The sequence below is a fragment of the Cohnella sp. GCM10020058 genome, assembly GCF_042683485.1.
Taxonomy (GTDB): Bacteria; Bacillota; Bacilli; order Paenibacillales; family Paenibacillaceae; genus Cohnella.
Window position 1 is genome coordinate 296726 of the sequence record NZ_JBHUJV010000002.1, and the last position, 18677, is coordinate 315402.

Sequence of the window (18677 nt, forward strand, 5' to 3'; positions counted from 1 at the left end):
GAATGATGCGAATGAAGCGGTATCGAATTGCGGTGCTGAAGCTATGTTAACCGGCCTTGCGGCCGCGCTCAGCCTTTAATAGCGCCGACCTTTAATCCCCCGACGAAATAACGCTGCAGGAACGGATAGAGGAAAATGATCGGTCCCACCGTGACCATCGCAGTCGCCAGCCGCACCGTGTAAGCCGGAACCGCCTGGACCGTTGACGGCGTGCCGGACACGGCGATGTTTTGCGCCATATCGATGTTTCGGATAATCTGCATAATGATATATTGCAGCGAATAAAGCTTCGGGTTTTCAATGTACAGCATAGCCGGCGCCCAGGAGGACCAGTAGGCGAGCGCATAGAACAGCCCGATCGTGGCCAGCGCCGGCAGCGACAGCGGGAGTACGATGGACCGCAAGATCCGCAGCTCCCCCGCGCCGTCCAGCTTCACGGATTCGAACAGCTCCTTCGGAATGTCGTTGAAAAAGTTTCGCATCAAAAACAGATTCCATGGCGAGAGCACGGCAGGAAGGATGTAAACCCAGATCGTATCCTGCAGATGGAGATACCGTGTCGTCAGAATGTAGCTGGACACCATGCCGCCGCTGAACAGCATCGTAAAGTAGAAAAACAGGGCGAGCTGCGGCGCATAACGGAGCCGGTTTCCGGACAGGGAATACGCGGCAAGGCTAGTGACCAGAAGACTGAGCGCCGTGCCGGCGACCGTGATAAAAATGGTGACGAGGTATGCGTCCGGTATCGTATTCGTGCTGAAGATCGCTTTGTAGGCGTTAAGCGAAACGGCCTCCGGCAGCAGCCGGTATCCGTTACGCAGCAGCGTCGCTTCCTCCGTAAAGGAGCTGGCGATCACGAGCAGGAACGGATACAGGCACAAGGCGGCGAAAACAATCGTAAAGGCATAGAATAGGACCGCCAGCCATTTGTCGTTGCGGGAATTTTGCATTGCGGACGTGTCGCCTCCTTGCTGTTTAGAATAGAGCGGATTCGCGATCGAGCTTGGCTGCGATCTTGTTGGCCGTGATGACGAGCAGGAAGCCGACCACGGATTGGTACAGCGCGATGGCCTGCGTCATGCCCAGCGAGCCGGACGTTCTCAGCGCTCTGAACACGTAGGTGTCGATCGTGTCCGTACTTCCGAAGAGGAACGAGTTGTCGCCGACGAGGGAGTAGATCATCTCCAGATTGCCTCCGAAAATGTTGCCCAGACTGAGCAGGAACAGCATGACGATCGTGCTCTTCAGCAGCGGCAGCGTAATGCGGAAGATGCACTGGAAGCGGGTAGCGCCGTCGATCCGCGCCGCCTCGTACAGCTCCCGGTCGATGCCGACGATCGCGGCCATGTAGACGATCGCGCCGAAGCCCGCCGTTTTCCACAGATTAACGAGTACGAGGATCGGCGGCCATACGCCGGGCCTGGTGTAGAAATCGATAGGCGCAAATCCCGCCGCATGCAGGAACTGATTGATCGCCCCGGTATCCGCCGTGAAGAAGGTGACGGAGAATAGGCCGATGATCGGCCACGAGATAAAGTTCGGCAGGATCATGACGGACTGCACGGTCCGAACGACCGCATTGCGCCCGAGCTCGGTCAGCATGACGGCAAGCGCCAGCGCCAGCGCGGTGCCGGTGATAATGAACATCAGGTTGAAGAACACCGTGTGAAACGTAATGATCAGCCAATCGCTGCCCCGGAAGAAGAACCGGAAGTTGTCGAGGCCGACCCACTTGCTGCCGAACAAGCCGGCGAGCGGATTAAAATCCTGGAACGCGATCGCGACGCCCGCCATGGGCAAGTACGAGAATACGACGCTGAACAGGACGGCCGGAACGGCCAGCAGGTAAAGGGAACGATTATGAACGATTTCCCGGATGCCTCTATGTTTGTTCGTTATGCGGCTCATCTGCCCGCCCCCTTTCGCTTCTTATTGTAACCCCTTTCAGGGAAAGCCCGGGACGGAACGGTTTGCTGCAATCGGCAGGTTTTTTTGCGCTGATTCGCCGCAAAAAGCAAAAAAACCGGCCATTTCGGCGATAAGATTCGCCGTAAATGGCCGGATGGGACCGGGCTGCACCGAATGGCACCGGACTGCACCTGAGGGCCCTGAGGGCACCTGGTCGTAGTCGTACCGGGTGGTACTGGGGGGCACTGGATGTCATTGGATGTCATTGGATGGCCCGGATGGCTATTCGTCTTCCTGTGCCTTGATTTCGTTCCGGCTGCGGAGACGGTACTCGCCCGGCGTAAGACCGGTCTTGAGCCTGAAGATTTTGCCGAAATACTTTTCGTCCTCGAAGCCCGACAGCTCCGCGATCCGGTACACCGGCTCGTTCGTGTTGCGCAGCAGCTGCTCCGCCTCGCGGAGGGACATGCGCTGCGCTGCCGCAACGTAGGACTGCCCGGTAATCTCCTTGAAGCATTTGCTGAAGTAGCCGACGCTCATCGTCACCGCCTTGCACACGTCAGCCTGGCTCGGCCGCTCGCCCGGCCGCTCGTGCAGCAGGTCCACCGCCCGAATGACGGACCGGATCACCTCTTCGGAGTACATGGTGCCGCGAAGCAGGCGGCGGGCGGCTGTCCGGAACGCTTCCGCCTCCTCGGCAAGCTCGGATACCGAAGTGCCGGCCGGCCATTCCGCTGCGGGACGTGCCTGCTCCAGAGACGGGCATTTGCCCAGCCATAGATCAAGCGATTCCACGAGCTTGCCTCGCCAGACGGCCGCCGGCAAGGCGCGCGCCGTGTCGTCCAGCATCTGCATGTACCGGCGGTCGTCGACCAACCAGCTGAGCGTCTCCCATGCGGCGGCGATGTCCTCCCCTTGGATTCCGGTTCCGACAGCGCCGACAGAAGGCTCGCCTTGCTGTTCCTGCAGCCGCCTGGCCACGCGTCCCAGCAGCTCCTGGACCGAATCGTCGTCGAGCTGCGTTTTGACCATATAATCGACCGCCCCGAGCCTCATCGCCTGCTGCAAATAATGAAAGTCCTGGTGGCAGGTCAGCATAACGGGCAGCACGCGGGGATAACGCTCCTTTACGATGGCGAGCAGCTCGAGCCCGCTCATGCCCGGCATCGAGATATCGGCCAGCAGCACGTCGGCTTGCAGCCGCTTCAGCACCTCCAGTGCCTCTTCGCCGCTCGAGGCTTCGCCGACGAGCGTCATGCCGAACCGTTCGAACGGCATCATGCTCGCGATGCCCCGGCGAACGAGCGGCTCGTCCTCCACCATAAGCACTTTAATCATCGAGGACGCCTCCTTCCGGCCGGATCGGCACCAGGATTCGAATGCGCGTGCCTTTGTCCGGCTCGCTGTCGATCTCGAGCCGCGCCGCGCCGCCGTAGTGCACGTCCAGCATTTTTTTGACGTATTGAAGGCCGATGCCGAGACCCTGTCCGCGTCCGCCACCCTCGAGCAGCTCGTTCATCCGTGCCTCGGTCATGCCTTTGCCGTCGTCGGCGACGGTAATGGCCAGGCGTTCGCCGCCTTCCTCCCGGATCGTCACGCGGATGTCGCCCTGCTCGCTCAGCAGCCCGTGGTACAGCGAATTCTCGACGAGCGGCTGGAGCACGAACCGCGGGATCGGCGTCTCGCCCAACCGGGGATCGCAATCGATCGAGACGTTGAACCGGTGATCGTACCGGACGTTCTGCAGCTCGATATAATCGCGGAGGGCGACGATCTCGTCGCGGACCGTCACGACCATGCTGCCCTTGCCCAGGTTGTAATGCAGCACGCGCGTGAACACCTTGACGAGATTGTAAATCTCGTCCTGGCCGTTCGCCTTGGCAAGCCATTGGATCGTATTGAGCGAGTTGTGCAGAAAATGCGGATTGATCTGGCTCATCAGCTTCTCGACTTCGAGCTCGCTCCTGCGCTTCTCCTTGCGCTCGACCTCCAAGATCAGATCGATGATCCGCTCCCGCATCGACTGGAAGCTGGCGAAGAGCATATCGAACTCCTGCAGCTTCGTTGCGATCGCCGTTTTTGCCGACGGATCGTGACTGAAGCGCCTGATCGCGCGGTTCATGCGCTGAATCGGATGATACACCATGCGCCATATATAAGAAGCGGCCAAAATGGTCACCAGAATGGACAAGGCGGCTACGAGCAAAAATTGGCGCTGCCACTGGCGCAGCTCCCGGCGGAAGTCGTCGAGCCCAACGAGCGAATAGAGCCTCCAGCCCCCGCCGCCGGCCGACTCGAAACGCTTGAATGTGCTCAAGCCTTCGCTATGCGGATCCAGACGCTGTCCGACCTCGGCTCCCGCCGGCCAGTCGCTGTACATCACGGTGCCGTCTTCCTGCGTCAGCACGTTAAGCGGGGCCCCTGCCGCCACCGTTCCCGCCGGCCGCAGCAGCTCGCCGAATTCGGCTTCGAGATACATGTAATAAGAACGGCCCGCGCCGTATTCGACGAGCCGCGTCAGGGAAATGACCTGCTCGTCATGCCCCGCCAGCGCCGACGGATGCGGTCCGAGAAAGACGAGCTGGTTCGCCCGGTACAGCACGTCCTGCGGCCGCGGCCGCAGCACCGTGTCGGGCAGGTCGGGCTTGATCGGCGCGGATTCGAACTGGTAAGCGGTCGGATAGTCCGGCATGAAAAAGAACAGTCCGTTCAAGATCAGATTCGAGTAAGCGATATTGATGAGCGACTTGTCGATGCTGCGGAACAGCTCCGTCTTCTCCACCGGGTCCGCGGCCGTCAGATAGGCGATGATATCGTCGCCAAGGCCGCCGTCCACGACGAGCAGCTGCGATACGCTGCCCAGCGTGGCGGCGGCCTTCTCGATGGCGGCCCGCTGTCCGTCGACCATGGATTGATAGTTCGCGACGATTTTCTCGCTCTGGCCTTTGTACATCCAGTAATAAGAGGTGAATCCGATCAGCATGATCGGCGTAATGGTCACGACGATCAGCAAAATGCTGAGCCGGCCCCGCAGCGTGTCCAGACGGATCGCGCGCCAGAGGCTCGAACCAACGGCACGGCTCATGGCGCTGCTCCTTCCCGTCTACGGCTTAAGTTCCTACAGTATAGAACAGCTCGCCATGCCGAGTCATCCATCCCTTTGAATCAGGCATCGGCCTTCACGCGACTGTCACCCGACAACCTTCACCCGAACCGTCACCCGCTCGTTCGGCGCGAGCCGCACGGCAACCCGGCCGGCAGCGTCCGGCAGGATGCGTTCCTCCGCCGCGGCCCCGCCGCGCAGCACCTCTAAGACGGCGCCGGCGGAAGGCAAGCCCGTCTCCAGCGCGCAGCTCTTTTCCGTTTCCTCAAGGTTTGCGACCAGGAAGGTTCGCACTTCGCGGACGTCGGAGCGGCGCACCAGCTCGTAGCCGTCCAGGTTCATGACGTAGATGTCCGGCTCGCTGCAGGACAGCCATTGATCCCACAGCATCGCCGCCCGGAAGGTCTGCCCGGCGCCGTAGATTTCCTGGCCCGCGTAGCCGGTCTTGTCGTCCTCGAGCGTCCCCAGATTTTCCAACGGAATATATTCGAGCTCCGACAGACGGAATTTGTCGGGCAGGCAGCGCGGGAAGCAATAGTAATTGTTGGTCCTCGCCTGGTTAAACGCCAGCAGCAACCCGTGCGATGCGTCTCTGTCCTTCAGCGTGGCGGCAATCCGGGCCGAACATTCGATATTTTCGAAAAACGCGGGATACAGCATCGGCGTGCATGCCTGGAACATGCCCCAAATCCGGTAATCGGCAAAGGAAGGATCGTCGTACCAATACATCATGCGGAGGTTCTGCGCGAGCAGATAGCGGTAGGCCTCCCCGTAGGACGCGTCCCCGGTCTCTCTCTCCAGTCCGTCCGCCGCCTGCACCGCCATCGACAGGAGGAACGATTCCTGGTGCAGGCTATTCACCGGCAGCTGCAGCAGCACCTGGAGCGAGCGCTCGGCTTCCGCCAGATATTCCGCGTCTTTCCTTGCCTTGTACAGCAGCAGCATAAAGTAAGCGTAGGCGCCGGCCACCGGATAGTTGTCGCCGTTGCCGTGCTTGCGAAGCTCGGGCGCGCGGAACGACAGCGGAAACAGATAGCCCGTCTTCCGGGCCAGCGGAATGACGATCCGGTTCACGGCTTCCTCGATGCGCGCGCAGGTTGCCTCGTCCTCTCTGAACCAGGCGGCCCTCCACCATTCGTGCAGCAGGTAAACGTACTGCCAGGTGCCCCAGATCCGCGGCTGTTCGCCAAGAAACTCGCCTCCCGCGTGGTTGATATATTGCCAGACCTTATCCCGCAGCAGCGTGTATTCGGACGAGGGGGCCGCTTCCGCGAGCTCCGTAAGCGGATGGATCATCATCAGCGCCGCGTCGAGTCCGGGCTGGTTGCGGAAGTCGATCGTCAGCCCCTTCGCCTTGAACGATTCCTCCCACGCCGGCGATACGCCGTTGACGTAAGGAATCAGCATGTCGCAGTTGCCGTCGCTGCTCCAGCAGGCGTTCGTATCCAGCAGGTCCGCCGCGCACTTCAAGCCGAACTCGCGCCAGCTCGCGCGGTTGGGGGGCGAAGCCGTCGCCTTCGGGACGAAATGGAGGCAGGCTTCTACCAGATCGACCACGGCGCTCTGCTCGGTCGGCGGCGCGTCCAGCGAGAAGCAGCGAATGCCGTAGGAGAAACGCGTGCCCGCCACCGGGATGTCGGCCGAGAACGCGCGGTCTCCGATCAGACCGACCGCCAGCTCGCCCGGGCCGTAGCCGTAGGTTCTGCGCAAGCCGCACCGATAATGGAGGAAGCGCTCGATGCCCGCCTCCGCCATCCACCCCATGGCGGACATATCGAAGAAAAGCATGACGCCGAATTTTTTGTACGAATCGTAATAATAGCAAGCCGGAAAATCGTTGCCTCTCGCTTCGTCGTTCCACTTGGTCGGATTGTCGATGTTCGTCTTGAACCAGACGTGGTCGCCGCGCTCGTAAGGCGGCAATTCGCCCAGGTTGACGGCGATCTCCGGCTCGAGCGGACCGCTCCCGATCGCCACCTTCCCTTCACCCTGGAGCGCGATCTCGATTCGCACCCAGCCGGTCGCCGGATCGGCTTCGGCCGTGCCGGTCCAATCGTACAGCGGGCGTCCGTCTTCGAATACGGCGCCTTCGAACGCCAGCGCGTGCGGCGAACGCCGCTCGATTCGCGCCGGGTACAGATTAAACCGCGCTCCCCGCACGAGCGGCTGCAGCGCCGGCGTCATCGCCCTGGCCTGTTCGCCCTCCTGCGCCGCCAGCGTGTAGCCGTAACCGCCGACAGCCTCATCGTATTGCCAGATCAGCTTCGTCTGCCCGCCGCTTGCCAGTTCGTAGTCCTGACGGACCGTTTGAATGTCGTTCAACATGGTTTCCCCTCTCGTTTCCCCTCGCCGTCGTACGGCTTTTTTTATGAATGGTCCCAGCGGTATTCGGCTCTTGCGTTGAAGCCCTCCGCGCGAAGCGAAGACAATCTTCCGTTCCCGCCGTACCAGCCGACCGTCCGGCATTCGCCGGGCAGCAGCGTCAATCCGTTGTCCGCGAAGCGAACCGGGCGTCCCTCGTCGTCCTCCGCCTCCATCCACAGCTCGACCGCCGCGACGCTTGATGGGTTGGATACAAGAACATCGCGGTCGCTTCCAAAGGCGGGCAGGACCGTCACGGCTCCCGCCTCGGGCAGCGACCGCAGCGCCTCCCAATCGCAACCGACGTCCGACGTCGTGAACAAGTACGTCGTCTCCGCGAGCGTCCGGCCGTCCAGAGCCGCGGCTTCAAGCCGCAGCAGGAAAACCGGCTCCTCCAGCTCGGGCACGGCAAACGCGACCGCGCCGAGCTCCGCCGACCCGGACGGCAGCGGAAAAGCGGCAAACTCCCGCTCCGCCAGCAGCGCGCCGCCGAGATCGAAGGCAGCCGCGCGGACGACGGCACCGACCGCCGGATGCAAAGCTTCGGCATATTCGGCGTAAAGATGGATCTCCGCGCGGAACGTCTCGCCGGTCGGGTATCGCGCCCGGTCGTACCGGGCAGACACGTGAATCGGCGCGAACGCTTTTTTTAAGCCGTAATAAGCGGGCTTCGGCATGCCGTCGTACTCCAGAACCGACGTGTTGGCGTTATTCGGGAACGGCTCGTTCCCCATCCACACGAGAAATCCAGATGCTTGCGGCGCGCGCCTGCGCGTAGCTTCGGCCGAATAACGAAGCGACTCCTTCTGCAAAAATCGGCTGCAGCGCGCGAATTCCTCCAGTTCGTCCTTGTCGCGGCGCCACGGCCCGAACGACTCGCTGACCGCTTCCCACGGCACCCACCAGCTGCCGCGATGCGTCCAGTACGGATTGTCCGCGGTCGGCGGCCACGCGTCGCACGTGCCGCGCAGCGCGCGGAGCAGTCCTGCGCGGGAGGCACCCGGCGTGCCGGTCTCCGAGCGGAAAAGCGCGTCGTCTCCGTTGAAGAAGGCGTAGTGTCCCGAACTCCCGGCATAAAGCCACGGGCCGTGCACGTCGTGATGGACGCCGCGTCCGAAATCCCTCGCATCCGCGCAGAACGCGGGCCCCGACGCGCTGGCCGGCAGGAAACGCCGGCCCGGATCGAGCTCGCGGATCAGTCCGGCCAGCATGGCGATGTTCGCGTGACGCTCATCGACCGGGCGGAAGCCTTCCCACATCAATTCGTTGCCCCCGCACCAGAGCAGCAGGCTCGGATGCGCCCGCTTCTCGCGCACGGCGGCCGTCGTGACGGCCGCCAGCGCCTGAAGCAGCCCGGGATCGTCCGGCGGGCAGTTGTCGAGCGCGCTGGACGATTGGAGAAGCTCCTGCCAGACGAGCAGGCCGCGGCGATCGCAATAATCGTAGAACGCGGGCGTTTCGATGATGCCCCCGCCCCAGACGCGCAGCACGTTGACGTTCATCTCCGCGAGCGGGTCGAGCCGGGCCTGGTAGTCCGCCTCCGTGACCGCGCCGTAATAGGGAGAAACGGGCACCCAGTTCACGCCCCGGAGAAAAACGGGAATGCCGTTGACGACGGCCGTGTAAGGCAGCGCGTCAGCCGGCGATCCCGGATTGGCCCGCCACTCGATGCGGCGGAAGCCGATCGTCCGGGCCGCGGCGGCGAGGATGCGATCATCGCCGCCCCGCAGCGCGATGCGCGCCCGGTATAGCGGCTGCGCGCCCATGCCGGCAGGCCACCACAGGTCGATGCCGTCTACTTCCGCCGCAAGCGTCAGCCTTACGGGGCCGGCACGCAGCGCTTCCCGCCGGCTCGCTTGCCAGATCGTGCGGCCCTCTTCGTCCTCAAGCGCGTACAGGCAATCGTACGTGCCGGACCGCATAACTTCGAGTTCCGTCCGGAAGCTCACCGCGCCCTGACCGGCAGCTGCCGCAGGCACGGCCTCCGGGTAGAAGTCCCGGACGGCCAAGCCTTCGCGCGTGCGAAGCCGGACGTCCCGCCAGATGCCGACGGCGACCATCCGCGGGATCCAGTCCCACCCATAGCCGAAGCGCGCCTTCAGGTGGCGAATCCGCGACGAGTAGCCGACCTGGCCGTCCAGCTCCGGCGGTTGCCGGAACATGACCTGCAGCAGGTTCGCGCCGCCCGGCGCCAGGCTGCCTGTCACGTCGACGACGACCGGCAGGAACGTCCCCTCGAAGTCCGCCACCTTCCGTCCGTTCCAGAACACGCTGCCGGCGAAATCCAACCCCTCGAACACGAGCTCGGAGCGTTCCCGTTCCCAGCCGTCCGGAATTTGTACGGTCTTCGAATAGATCCATTCCCGCTGCGTCACCCACTCGCCTTGCAGACTGTCCAGGCCGACGAACGGATCCGCCATTCGCCCGGCTGCGAGCAGATCCGTCTGCACGGAGCCCGGCACCGTAGCCGGAAGCTCCGCGACGGCCGGCAGGATGGAGACGCCGAGCTCCATGGACAGCCGGGGCTGCCATTGATTCGGGTACCAGCCCGTCAGCCGCCAGTCCGCGCCGCTGAGCAACAGCTCCGAGACGGCTTCGCGGGCCATCTCGAAGGCAGCCCCCGAAGCGAGGCCGGAGACCGGCTCCGAAGCCGGCGCCGAGGCCGGCTCCTCCCTTTCGCACAAATCGACGCCTTCAACCGTTCCTGCATCGCTTGCCATCTTTCCTCATCCCTTCTTCTTGTCGCCCGCCAGCGCGATCCGCCCGGTGCCCGAGCCGGTCGCCGTCGAGGCTTCCACCCGGTACAGGCCCGCCTGCCAGCCCTTCGTGAGATGAAGCATCGCCTTGAAGCGGCCGTTCGCATCCGTACGTACCCGCTCCACTTGCGCGATGCCGCCGATCGTGACGCGAACGTCGGTCTTGCTTGCCGCCTTGCCGCCGGCCGTCTTGACCGTTCCTTCCACCCGAAGGATCCGGCCATCGCCTTCGATCTCGACCGACGAGATGACGACGCGGTCGCGTGCGGCGACCGCCGCCGGCGTACCGGCGGTCAGACTGCGGCTGCGGCTGTCCCGGACAATCGTGTGGAGGCTGCCGCCGAGGGCGCGATACGTGGCATAGGTTTCGACCGGGTACAGGTACACGGCATCCAGCTCCGCATCGGCGCCGGCGCTTTGCAGGACAAGCGTGCCTGTGCCCTGTGCCAGATTGGCGGACCCCAGATGGAGGATAGCGATCCGGCCGTCGGTCCCGGCCAGCGTCGTTTTCATCGAAGCGGAACCGTTCAGGGAAGCCGACAGCTTCGCAGCCTGGCCCGGCGCGCGCTGAATGACGCTCGCGTAGACGTCGTATTCGCCCGCTCCCTGCACCTCGACGTCGAAGCTGCGGCTCGCGCCTTCCGTCATCCGCACGTAGCTGCCCTGCGACAGCGACGGGCTGCCGTACCGGATCTCCGGCACGCTCATCCGATAGAGCTTGGTCAGCGTGACCGTCGCATAGCCTTCATGCGGCAGCGGATTCGTCGACCGATTGGAGAAGCGGATGCGCAGCTTGGCCGTCCCTTCCGGAATTTTTGGCGTCGTCTTGACCGTCGATTGTCCCGAGTACCACATCCGGCTGGCGTACGTCATCTCGCTGTCGTCGGCGAGGAGCGTCGTTTGGCCTTGCGCGTCGACTGCCAGCACCTCCGCCGCAAGGTCGGTGTCGAACTGCAGCAGCGCCGCAAAATCCAGCTTGACGGAGTCCCCCGGCCGTAATCCGTCCGGGCCGCCGAACGGCACATCGCGGTACAAATAGCCGTCGCCGAAGATCCGCACGTTGTTGTGGCCCGTCGCCTCCACGAAGATCGCCCGCTTGCCGAACCAGCCGGCGTATACTTCCTCTTCAGCATCCGAGGATGTCGCATCCGCATAAACGGCGGCTTCGTCCGCGCTCGGAATGTTGCTTTGCTTGCGGAGCGCCCTGGCAGGATCGTTCAAACCGAGATCCGCCACGGCAATCTCTTCGTCATCTCCGGCGCCTTGCCTGTAGAGCTGCTCGGCCTCGAACGTCTGAACGCCACGGCTCTCCACCTTCGTTGCCGTCATCAGGCGCGCAGCGGCCGGCACCCGCTTGATCCGAAGAATCGCCCGCAGCGCTTCGTCGACCGACTCGGCGCCGCTGTTCGTATTCACGCCGCTATCGGTGACGCCGTCGAAGGCCGCGCCTGTCGCCTGGTCGAACATGGCGACGCCGTCGCGCGTATCGCCGGTCCACCAGGCGGCGGCGATCCCGGCCATTTCGGCGTATTTCGTTTTGCCGGTGATTCTGTACAAGGCCAGCAGATTTTCCACAAAACTGGCCGTGCCGTAATTAATCTGCGGATAAGACGCCTTGTTCGGCGACAGCCGATAAGCTCTGCCCGAGATGAGCAGATCGCTCAGGAAGCTGTCCGCCGCCTGCTCGGCCGCCTGAATCCAATCGCTTCTCCCGCTCAGTTGCCCGGCGATCGCCATCGCTTTTACCTGGATGCTGCCCCATTCGTACCAGGTGCCGTCGCTATGCAGGAACGCGGAGAGCGGATACGTCATGAAGTCGCCTTCCTGAGACATTGCCAGGCCTTCCCCGAGCATCCGGATGAGCGCAAGCGAAGTGTTTTTCTGCGCGCCGGCCGGCAGCGCCTCCTGATGCTGCGCCAACGCAGAGATCGCGGCCGCGCTGAGCCAATTGTCGCTTTGCAGCAGCCATGCGGGCACTTTTTTGCCGCCGACGGCGTTGTACTTGCCGTACAACGGCTTCACCAGCTGCCGGACGCGCTCGAGGCAGAGCGTAGCCCGCGTCCGCACCTTCGCCGCGAATGCCGCGTCCTTGGCTTCTAGCACGGGCAGCGCCGCCGCCATCGCCTCGTAGGCGCGGACCGCCCAGAAGCTGAAGCCGGTGAACGACGAGTGGCTGTCTTTTTTATACAGCTTCCCCTGGGCATCCTGGGCCACGAAGTTGTCGAAGTCGCCTTCCGGCGACTGCATCCACATGGCGAACGACAGCCCGCGCTTGATCATGTCGTAGCTGTACGCGTCTCCGTACGTCTTGTAGTGCTCGACATAGACGAGAACGGCGCGGGCGACGTCGTCGAGCGCGGCCACCCCCTCCTGCGGATCGCCGACCCATTTGTAGCCTTTGCCCAGATCGCTCCGGTCGACGGGTTCCGCGTACAGATGGGAGATGAACATCGGAACCCCGTCTATCGCGATCTTCTCGTTCATGAACCGGAAGTGATCGAAGTTAGCATATATTTCTGCCGGATCCTTTAAGGCGAATTTTCGGAAAAAGGAGGCGTCCTTGCCCGTCAGTTGGCCGTCCCCGTCGTAGTCCAAATCCCCAATAAACGTGCCGCGTTTTATTTTCGCTTGCAGAAAGGAGAGGTCCGCCGCGTCCACGCTGCCGCTGCCGTCCAGATCGTAGCTGCGGTCCTCCCGCATGGCCGTCACCTGGACGTCCGTCACGCGGATGGGCGCGCCATTGTCGTTGTGCAGCTCCAGCCAGAGCTGGGCCGCGCCATCCGGGACGGGCGGTCCCGATTCGTCGCTGACGGTGCGCCAGGCGCCGCGCTTAACGGCGGACAGATCCGAGATCTCGAGCAGCGTGTTCGCGCCGTCGTTCACGCTGGCCGTCACGGAGGACGTCAGCCTCGCGTCCGGATGAAGCATCAGCCGGAGCGAGACGGACGGCTTGTCGCCGGCGTGCGGCTGACGCTCGCCGCTGCCGACCGGGAGGCTTCTCCATACGGCCGAGCCCGGCTGCATGACCAGCGCCGACCTTAGCGAGACGGCGCCGGCGCTCGACCAGTCCGTGGCACCGGCGAGCGGCGCAGCGAAATCCGCATTGGCGACCGGGTATGTCACCTGCGTGCCGTCCTCCCTCACGCCCCACAGCTTGACGCGATGCACGTCGATCTCGCCCTTCGTATCGTTGTGCAGCTCCACGTAGATGAACGGCTTGCCCGCACCGATTTTGCCGCCGGCATGGATCGTTTTCGTCGTCAGCTTGACGGCTTCGCCTCTCGCGGCATCCGAGAGATCGTTGACCTCCGCGAGCGCCGGTCCGCCGTCGTTAATCCGCAGCATGACGTTCGCATCGTCGCCCGCGTCGGCGCTCAAGGTCACTTCCAGCTCGCCGTAGACGACATCGCCGGCCGAAGGGCCCTTGCCGTCGTTCGTCACCGGAATGCCCTGCCAGACGGCGCTGCCGGGTTCCATGGCGAGATAATGCTCCGTATCCGTGACGCCCGCGCTGTCCCAAGTACCCGCCAGCGGCGATTCAAAGCTTCCGTTCGGCATGTCGTAAACGACGGACTTCTCCGCCGCCGATGCGCGGGAAGCGTTCCAGGCTCCCGACGGTAATGCCAATGCGGCCGCGATTGCGATGGCCAACGTTCCGGACGTCCATTTGCGCAGCACAAAATACCCTCCTTCGTATGGTTGCATGGCTAGGCAAGGCATGAATCCGCTTACAGTCAGGAACGGAAAACGAAATCAGATGCGTGGGGCAGCGAACATCGCAAGCCATTCTTATAACTTTCTGTAAGTATTACACATTTACTTACATTTTGATTATAGATTCATTCACTTGCGGCTGTCAACCGATCCGTTCGCTTGGAAAAAGCCGAAAACGCCAATTAACCTGCCGATTAGCGTAAAAGCTGCGCAGCCCGCGGACGATGTTTTCTTTATTTCCGCTCGCGCTCACAGGTCCGCGCCCCTCCAGGATGTCGTTCGTGCGGCCTCCGCTTGTCCGGATATCGCTCCAAATCTACAACGGTCGCCAATCAACCGTCCTTGACAAACTAGCTATCTAATCTCGCGCAAACGGACACAGTTGGCGCTAATACGTACCGTCCGACTAACTTGCCTTTCGCTGCTGTCCTCCGCGATTGCGTCTTCGTTTGCTGTGCCTGCTGCTTTCGAACCCGCTCTAACCGAAATTCGACGTGCAGGTGCATCGGCAGCGGCCTTGAGGGAACGGTGCTGATCCGCGCGCCTTTTATCTGTGTGCGGTTGGCGGGCGGGAAGTGGCGGTGGTAGTTGGCCGATTTGTCTTTGTGCGGTGTGTGGCTGGGCGGTGCGTGGCTGGGCGATCACAGGAGGTTTGCAAGCAGATTGGAGGCTGGGCTAGAAAACGGCGGCAACGAACAGTTGTTAGAAGGCAGTTATTTTTCCGCGAGACTGCGAGTTGTCATCCGATAGTTGCTGAAAAGCAGTTATTTTCCGGATTTTTGCTCCTGGGGAAGTCCAACGGCCCAGATAGATGCCTTTAAACACCTATTTGCGCCGTGTAACCCCCGGAGTCAAAATTAACTGCTTTCTGGCAACTATTTGCTTCAAAAAAAATAGCCGGACCTCGCGGCCCGGCTGCTCGTGCTTCAGTGATTCGATTTTCCGGAGAGCGTGCCGCCTAATCACGCGCTTCCCTATCCAGCATCCGGGTGGAGGCCCGGACGACGAGCTGCACGTCGTATACCTCGTCAAGCGGCTCCGTCGCATGCACGGCGCCTTGCATGCGGTCGATCAGATACCGGGCGGCGGCCATGCTCATCTGCTTCACGGGTTGACGGATCGTCGTCAGCGGCGGGAACAGGTCGGCGCTGCCCGGCACGTCATCGGCGCCGACGATCGAGAGCGCTTCGGGAATCCGCACGCCTTTGATGCGAAAATGTCTGTAGAGCGTCGGCACGAAATGATCGTTCGCCACGAACAGCGCCGTCGTAGACGGATAGCGGGACAGGTAGTGATCGATCTGCGCGCAACGGTCCGCGTCTTCGAGATCCCGCACGCGAATGAGATGCTCTTCGCCGAAGTCCCGCAGCCCGCAATCTGCCGCCGCCTCTCTTGCTCCAGCCAGCCGCTCGTAATGATCCGGCGACGTGAACTCGTCGACGATCGCAATATGGGCATGTCCCATGGCGGCCAAATGCTGGATGGCGGCATAGCCGCCCTTGCGATGATCGGCTCGAATGCTGGGCACCTTGGCCGATTGCAACCGGTTGAATATGAGTACGGCCGGAATGGCCGATGCCAGCTCGGCAAAATGCTCCTCCGTATAGGGAACGGTCGTAAAGATCGCGCCACCGATCCCTTTCTCCGCAAAGTACGCTTGTAGATCTTCCTTTTTCTTCGGCACATCCTCGAGCGCGCACAGCTTCACGCTCATCCGCTCGGCGAACGCAACCTCGCCGATGCCGGAAATGATGCTGGTCTCCACGGGAAGCGACCGCGTCGAAGTGAAAAATGCCAGCTCCTTGGGCCGCTGCACGGAAGCGCCGAGCTTGGGCGAGAAGTCATGCCGGTCCATGATCTGGAGCACGCGATCGCGGGTCTTGACGTTGACGGCCTCCGGCTTATTCATAACGCGGGATACGGTGGCGATGGAGACGCCCGCTTCCTTTGCGATATCGTAAATATTCATCGATTCGTTGCTCCCGTTTTTAATTCAGTATAGCACCGATCATGAAAGACTTACAAACATCTGTACCACCCAAATCGTTTTTACTTGCTGTAGGGCGTTCTAGAACTAGACGCTTGACGATCTCACATGACAAACTTTATGATGAATTAAGAAAACATAAATGAAACTCTTTCAGAAATAAGAAAGGAGAATGTCATTGCCTGTGGTATAAGACGCTGCGGACTCCAAAAATTGAAAGCGCAAACAAAGGAGGAATCCGATCATGAAGCATTTGAACAAGGCGCTCGCCGTCACCTTGGCAGGTTCGCTGCTCGCAGGCTATGCCCCTTCCGCTTACGCAGCCACCAAGACCGTCGACTTCGCCAACTTTCCCGTCAACTTCGCGCACCTCAACTGGCAAGCGGTGACTTCGCACTCGGCCACTACCGGCTTTTCCTATGCGCTCGGTACGGGAAACGGCCAACGAACCAATCAGCATGGCGTATCTTGGCCGGACAGCGCCTATTACGACACGGTGCTCGGCAGCGGCGGTTACGCTGCCGTCAACGGCTGGCCCATGAAGTCCCTTGTCCTCTATGCGACGGAGAAAAACGGCAACTGGCTGGCGAACGGCTGGAACTACACGCAGGATATGGCGGAAGGCGCCAGCGCCGTCGACGATTCCGCCCGGGCGGCCATCGCGCTGGCCGACGATTACTTGCTGAACGGCAACCTGACGTCCTATCAAAGCGCGCGGGATTTGCTCACGTTTACGGCCTATATGACGACTTTAAGCGGCAAGGTATACAATTTTGCCTGGCTGGATGCGCCGGCGCTGTTCGGCTGGGATCCGGTGCAGCAGGGCATCGACAAGCATTTCATGTACCGCTCCGAGTTCGTCAAACGCACGCAGTATCCGTCCGCGCTGCCGAACGGCGACTGGATGGACGCCGCCTCGGACCCTTCTCACATTTTGAAGAACGCCTCAAACCAACCTGTCGCCGCCCCGCCCTTTATCTCGCATCCGAAATACTCGATCTACATGGACGACCTGCGAGATCCGACAGGCGCCGATATCGCCCCCGTCTACGACGGTCCGCTCTATACGACCGCATCGGGCGGCGTCACCGGCTACAAGACCGGCATCAAGAAAACCTGGACCACCAGCACGCATGAGATCGGGCTCGACGACGCGCGTAATTTGTGGGCGATGGTCAAAGGGCTGCACATGCTGCAAAAACTCAAATACACGAACGGTTCGCTAACCGCCGACCAGCTCTATTTCGCCAAATTCCTCGAAAATCATATTCAGCGCATGATGAACAACGTGCTCGCCTACAACTTGTCGGGCTTCGACTCGAAAATGGCCAGCAACCTGCTCATCGCCTTTACCGATTATTACAGGCTGCTGTACGGCACGACGGACTGCGGCACCTATACACCCGTTCTTCCGGCCAACAGCAACACGACCGCGACTTATGACGACCGTCCGTCACAGAGTAGCCTTTACGCGCAGATCGACGTGCTGCTGAACAGCATTACCGCCAAGCAGCTTCACACGACCGATTGGAGAAACGGCATCTTCGTCGACGACGCGACCGCCGGCAACTGGTACGCTTGGGGCGAACTTCAAATTTATGCCCTCTCCAACTTGTATGCGATGAAACGCTCGATCGGCCAGACCCCTGCCCAATTGAACGGCCTGCTGGATATCATTACGTATTCGGCGGACAATTTTTACGGCCTCGAAGCCTATCATTACATCAACGGCGTCAACAACTTCAGCCGCACCAAGGAGCGGATCACGCAGATCATCGACTGGAACGCGCAGTTTCATACGAATTCCGGGCAGTTCGCCTACCAGAACTCCTCGCTTGTCGTCGGGCTTAAGGCGCTTGCCGAAGCTTATTACCTGTCGGGGCGGTCGGACGCGGCGGCCAAGCGGACGCAGTATCTTGAGTATGCGAAAAGAGTGGCGACCTGGTTCATCGGCAATAACAACGCGCTGGCGGATATGTATGACGGGGCTCCCGGCACGGGGACGTATAAAGGTCAGGGGGCCGTGTTCGACGGCATCACCGTCAACAGCGGCGTGCCGACGGTCAACCGCGGAGCCGGCGGCGAATCGTCCGCGGAAGGCCTGTGGGCGATGATCCATATCAAAAAGGCCATCTCGCAGTATGGCCTCTCTTCAAGCTTCTCGTTCGATTATTAAGCGGCGGGTCACATTGCGATAGTCGCTCTGCAACGGCAGCCCTTCGCACAAAATAAGAAGATCGCCTTCGCCCGGCCGGAAAGGTTCAGGGGGAGGCGATCTTTTTTGGAGCGGCAGCCATCATTGCTTCACCGCTTTTTCGTCTTCAGGACGCGGATACGCCTGCCGATCGAACGCTTGCCGCCTTGACCAGACTCCCGCAAGTCGCCAGATGCATCGACTCGTGCATGAGACCGAAGTTGAACAGCTCGCCCGCAAGGCGGAACGTAAGCGGTCCGAACTGCAGCGGCGATGGCAGCGGCTCGTTCAGCCTGGCCGGCGCGATCTCGTCGAAGGACGCAAGCTGGCGCGCCATCATCTCGAGGAGCTCCTCTTTGTCCGGCGGCGTCGCGGTCCAATCCGCGGGCTTCGTGCCGGAGTTAAAGAAGGCGGCATAAGAGGACGGAATAGCCGACTCGGCGGAAAAGCAGAGCGACCGGTAAGCGTCCATCCAGTAGATGAGATGGCCGACGTTCCAACGTATCGTGTTGTTGAAGCCTTCGGGACGGACGTCGAACAGCGATTCGGGAATCGCCTCGATCGCATCCATGGACAAGCGGCGGACGGTTTTGGCGGAATCCACAATGATCTGAGACATGAATCATACCTCCTCGGCGAATGGGCGGAATCTGA

The 18677-nt window shown here is 61.6% G+C and carries 10 protein-coding genes; 1 reads left to right on the top strand and 9 read right to left on the bottom strand.

What is annotated here, in order from left to right; translation table 11 throughout:
* Positions 1-68: 68 nt before the first annotated feature.
* The 8 genes from ACFSR7_RS04495 to ACFSR7_RS04530 all read right to left on the bottom strand — a co-directional run bounded on the left by ACFSR7_RS04495 (position 69) and on the right by ACFSR7_RS04530 (position 15811).
* Positions 69-950 (bottom strand): carbohydrate ABC transporter permease, encoded by an 882-nt coding sequence (locus ACFSR7_RS04495; protein ID WP_378159340.1) that lies wholly within the window; start codon positions 948-950, stop codon positions 69-71.
* 25 nt (positions 951-975) lie between these two features.
* On the bottom strand, positions 976-1908 hold the full coding sequence (locus ACFSR7_RS04500) for an ABC transporter permease (protein WP_378159341.1): 933 nt from the start codon (positions 1906-1908) through the stop codon (positions 976-978).
* A 282-nt stretch (positions 1909-2190) separates the two neighbouring features.
* Complete coding sequence (locus ACFSR7_RS04505; RefSeq protein WP_378159342.1) at positions 2191-3246, bottom strand: response regulator transcription factor; 1056 nt, start codon at positions 3244-3246, stop codon at positions 2191-2193.
* Positions 3239-4993 carry a sensor histidine kinase gene (locus ACFSR7_RS04510; protein WP_378159343.1) on the bottom strand — a complete coding sequence of 585 codons (1755 nt, stop codon included), beginning with the start codon at positions 4991-4993 and terminating at the stop codon, positions 3239-3241. The genes ACFSR7_RS04505 and ACFSR7_RS04510 overlap by 8 nt, the downstream gene beginning before the upstream one ends.
* Before the next feature lie 105 nt (positions 4994-5098).
* Positions 5099-7333: a hypothetical protein gene (locus ACFSR7_RS04515; protein WP_378159344.1), complete on the bottom strand. Its 2235-nt coding sequence runs from the start codon at positions 7331-7333 to the stop codon at positions 5099-5101.
* Between the two features lie 44 nt (positions 7334-7377).
* Complete coding sequence (locus ACFSR7_RS04520; protein ID WP_378159345.1) at positions 7378-10092, bottom strand: glycoside hydrolase family 2 protein; 2715 nt, start codon at positions 10090-10092, stop codon at positions 7378-7380.
* A gap of 6 nt (positions 10093-10098) precedes the next feature.
* Positions 10099-13806 (bottom strand): EF-hand domain-containing protein, encoded by a 3708-nt coding sequence (locus ACFSR7_RS04525; protein WP_378159346.1) that lies wholly within the window; start codon positions 13804-13806, stop codon positions 10099-10101.
* A gap of 994 nt (positions 13807-14800) precedes the next feature.
* The gene (locus ACFSR7_RS04530) at positions 14801-15811 is read right to left on the bottom strand and encodes a LacI family DNA-binding transcriptional regulator (RefSeq protein ID WP_378159347.1); all 1011 of its coding nucleotides are present in this window, start codon (positions 15809-15811) and stop codon (positions 14801-14803) included.
* A 262-nt stretch (positions 15812-16073) separates the two neighbouring features.
* On the opposite strand from ACFSR7_RS04530, the gene ACFSR7_RS04535 reads away from it, so the two are divergent.
* The gene (locus ACFSR7_RS04535; RefSeq protein ID WP_378159348.1) at positions 16074-18005 is read left to right on the top strand and encodes a hypothetical protein; all 1932 of its coding nucleotides are present in this window, start codon (positions 16074-16076) and stop codon (positions 18003-18005) included.
* A 145-nt stretch (positions 18006-18150) separates the two neighbouring features.
* On the opposite strand, the gene ACFSR7_RS04540 is transcribed toward ACFSR7_RS04535, so the two are convergent.
* Positions 18151-18642, bottom strand: coding sequence for a DinB family protein (locus ACFSR7_RS04540; RefSeq protein WP_378159349.1), 492 nt, complete (start codon positions 18640-18642; stop codon positions 18151-18153).
* Positions 18643-18677: the final 35 nt, after the last annotated feature.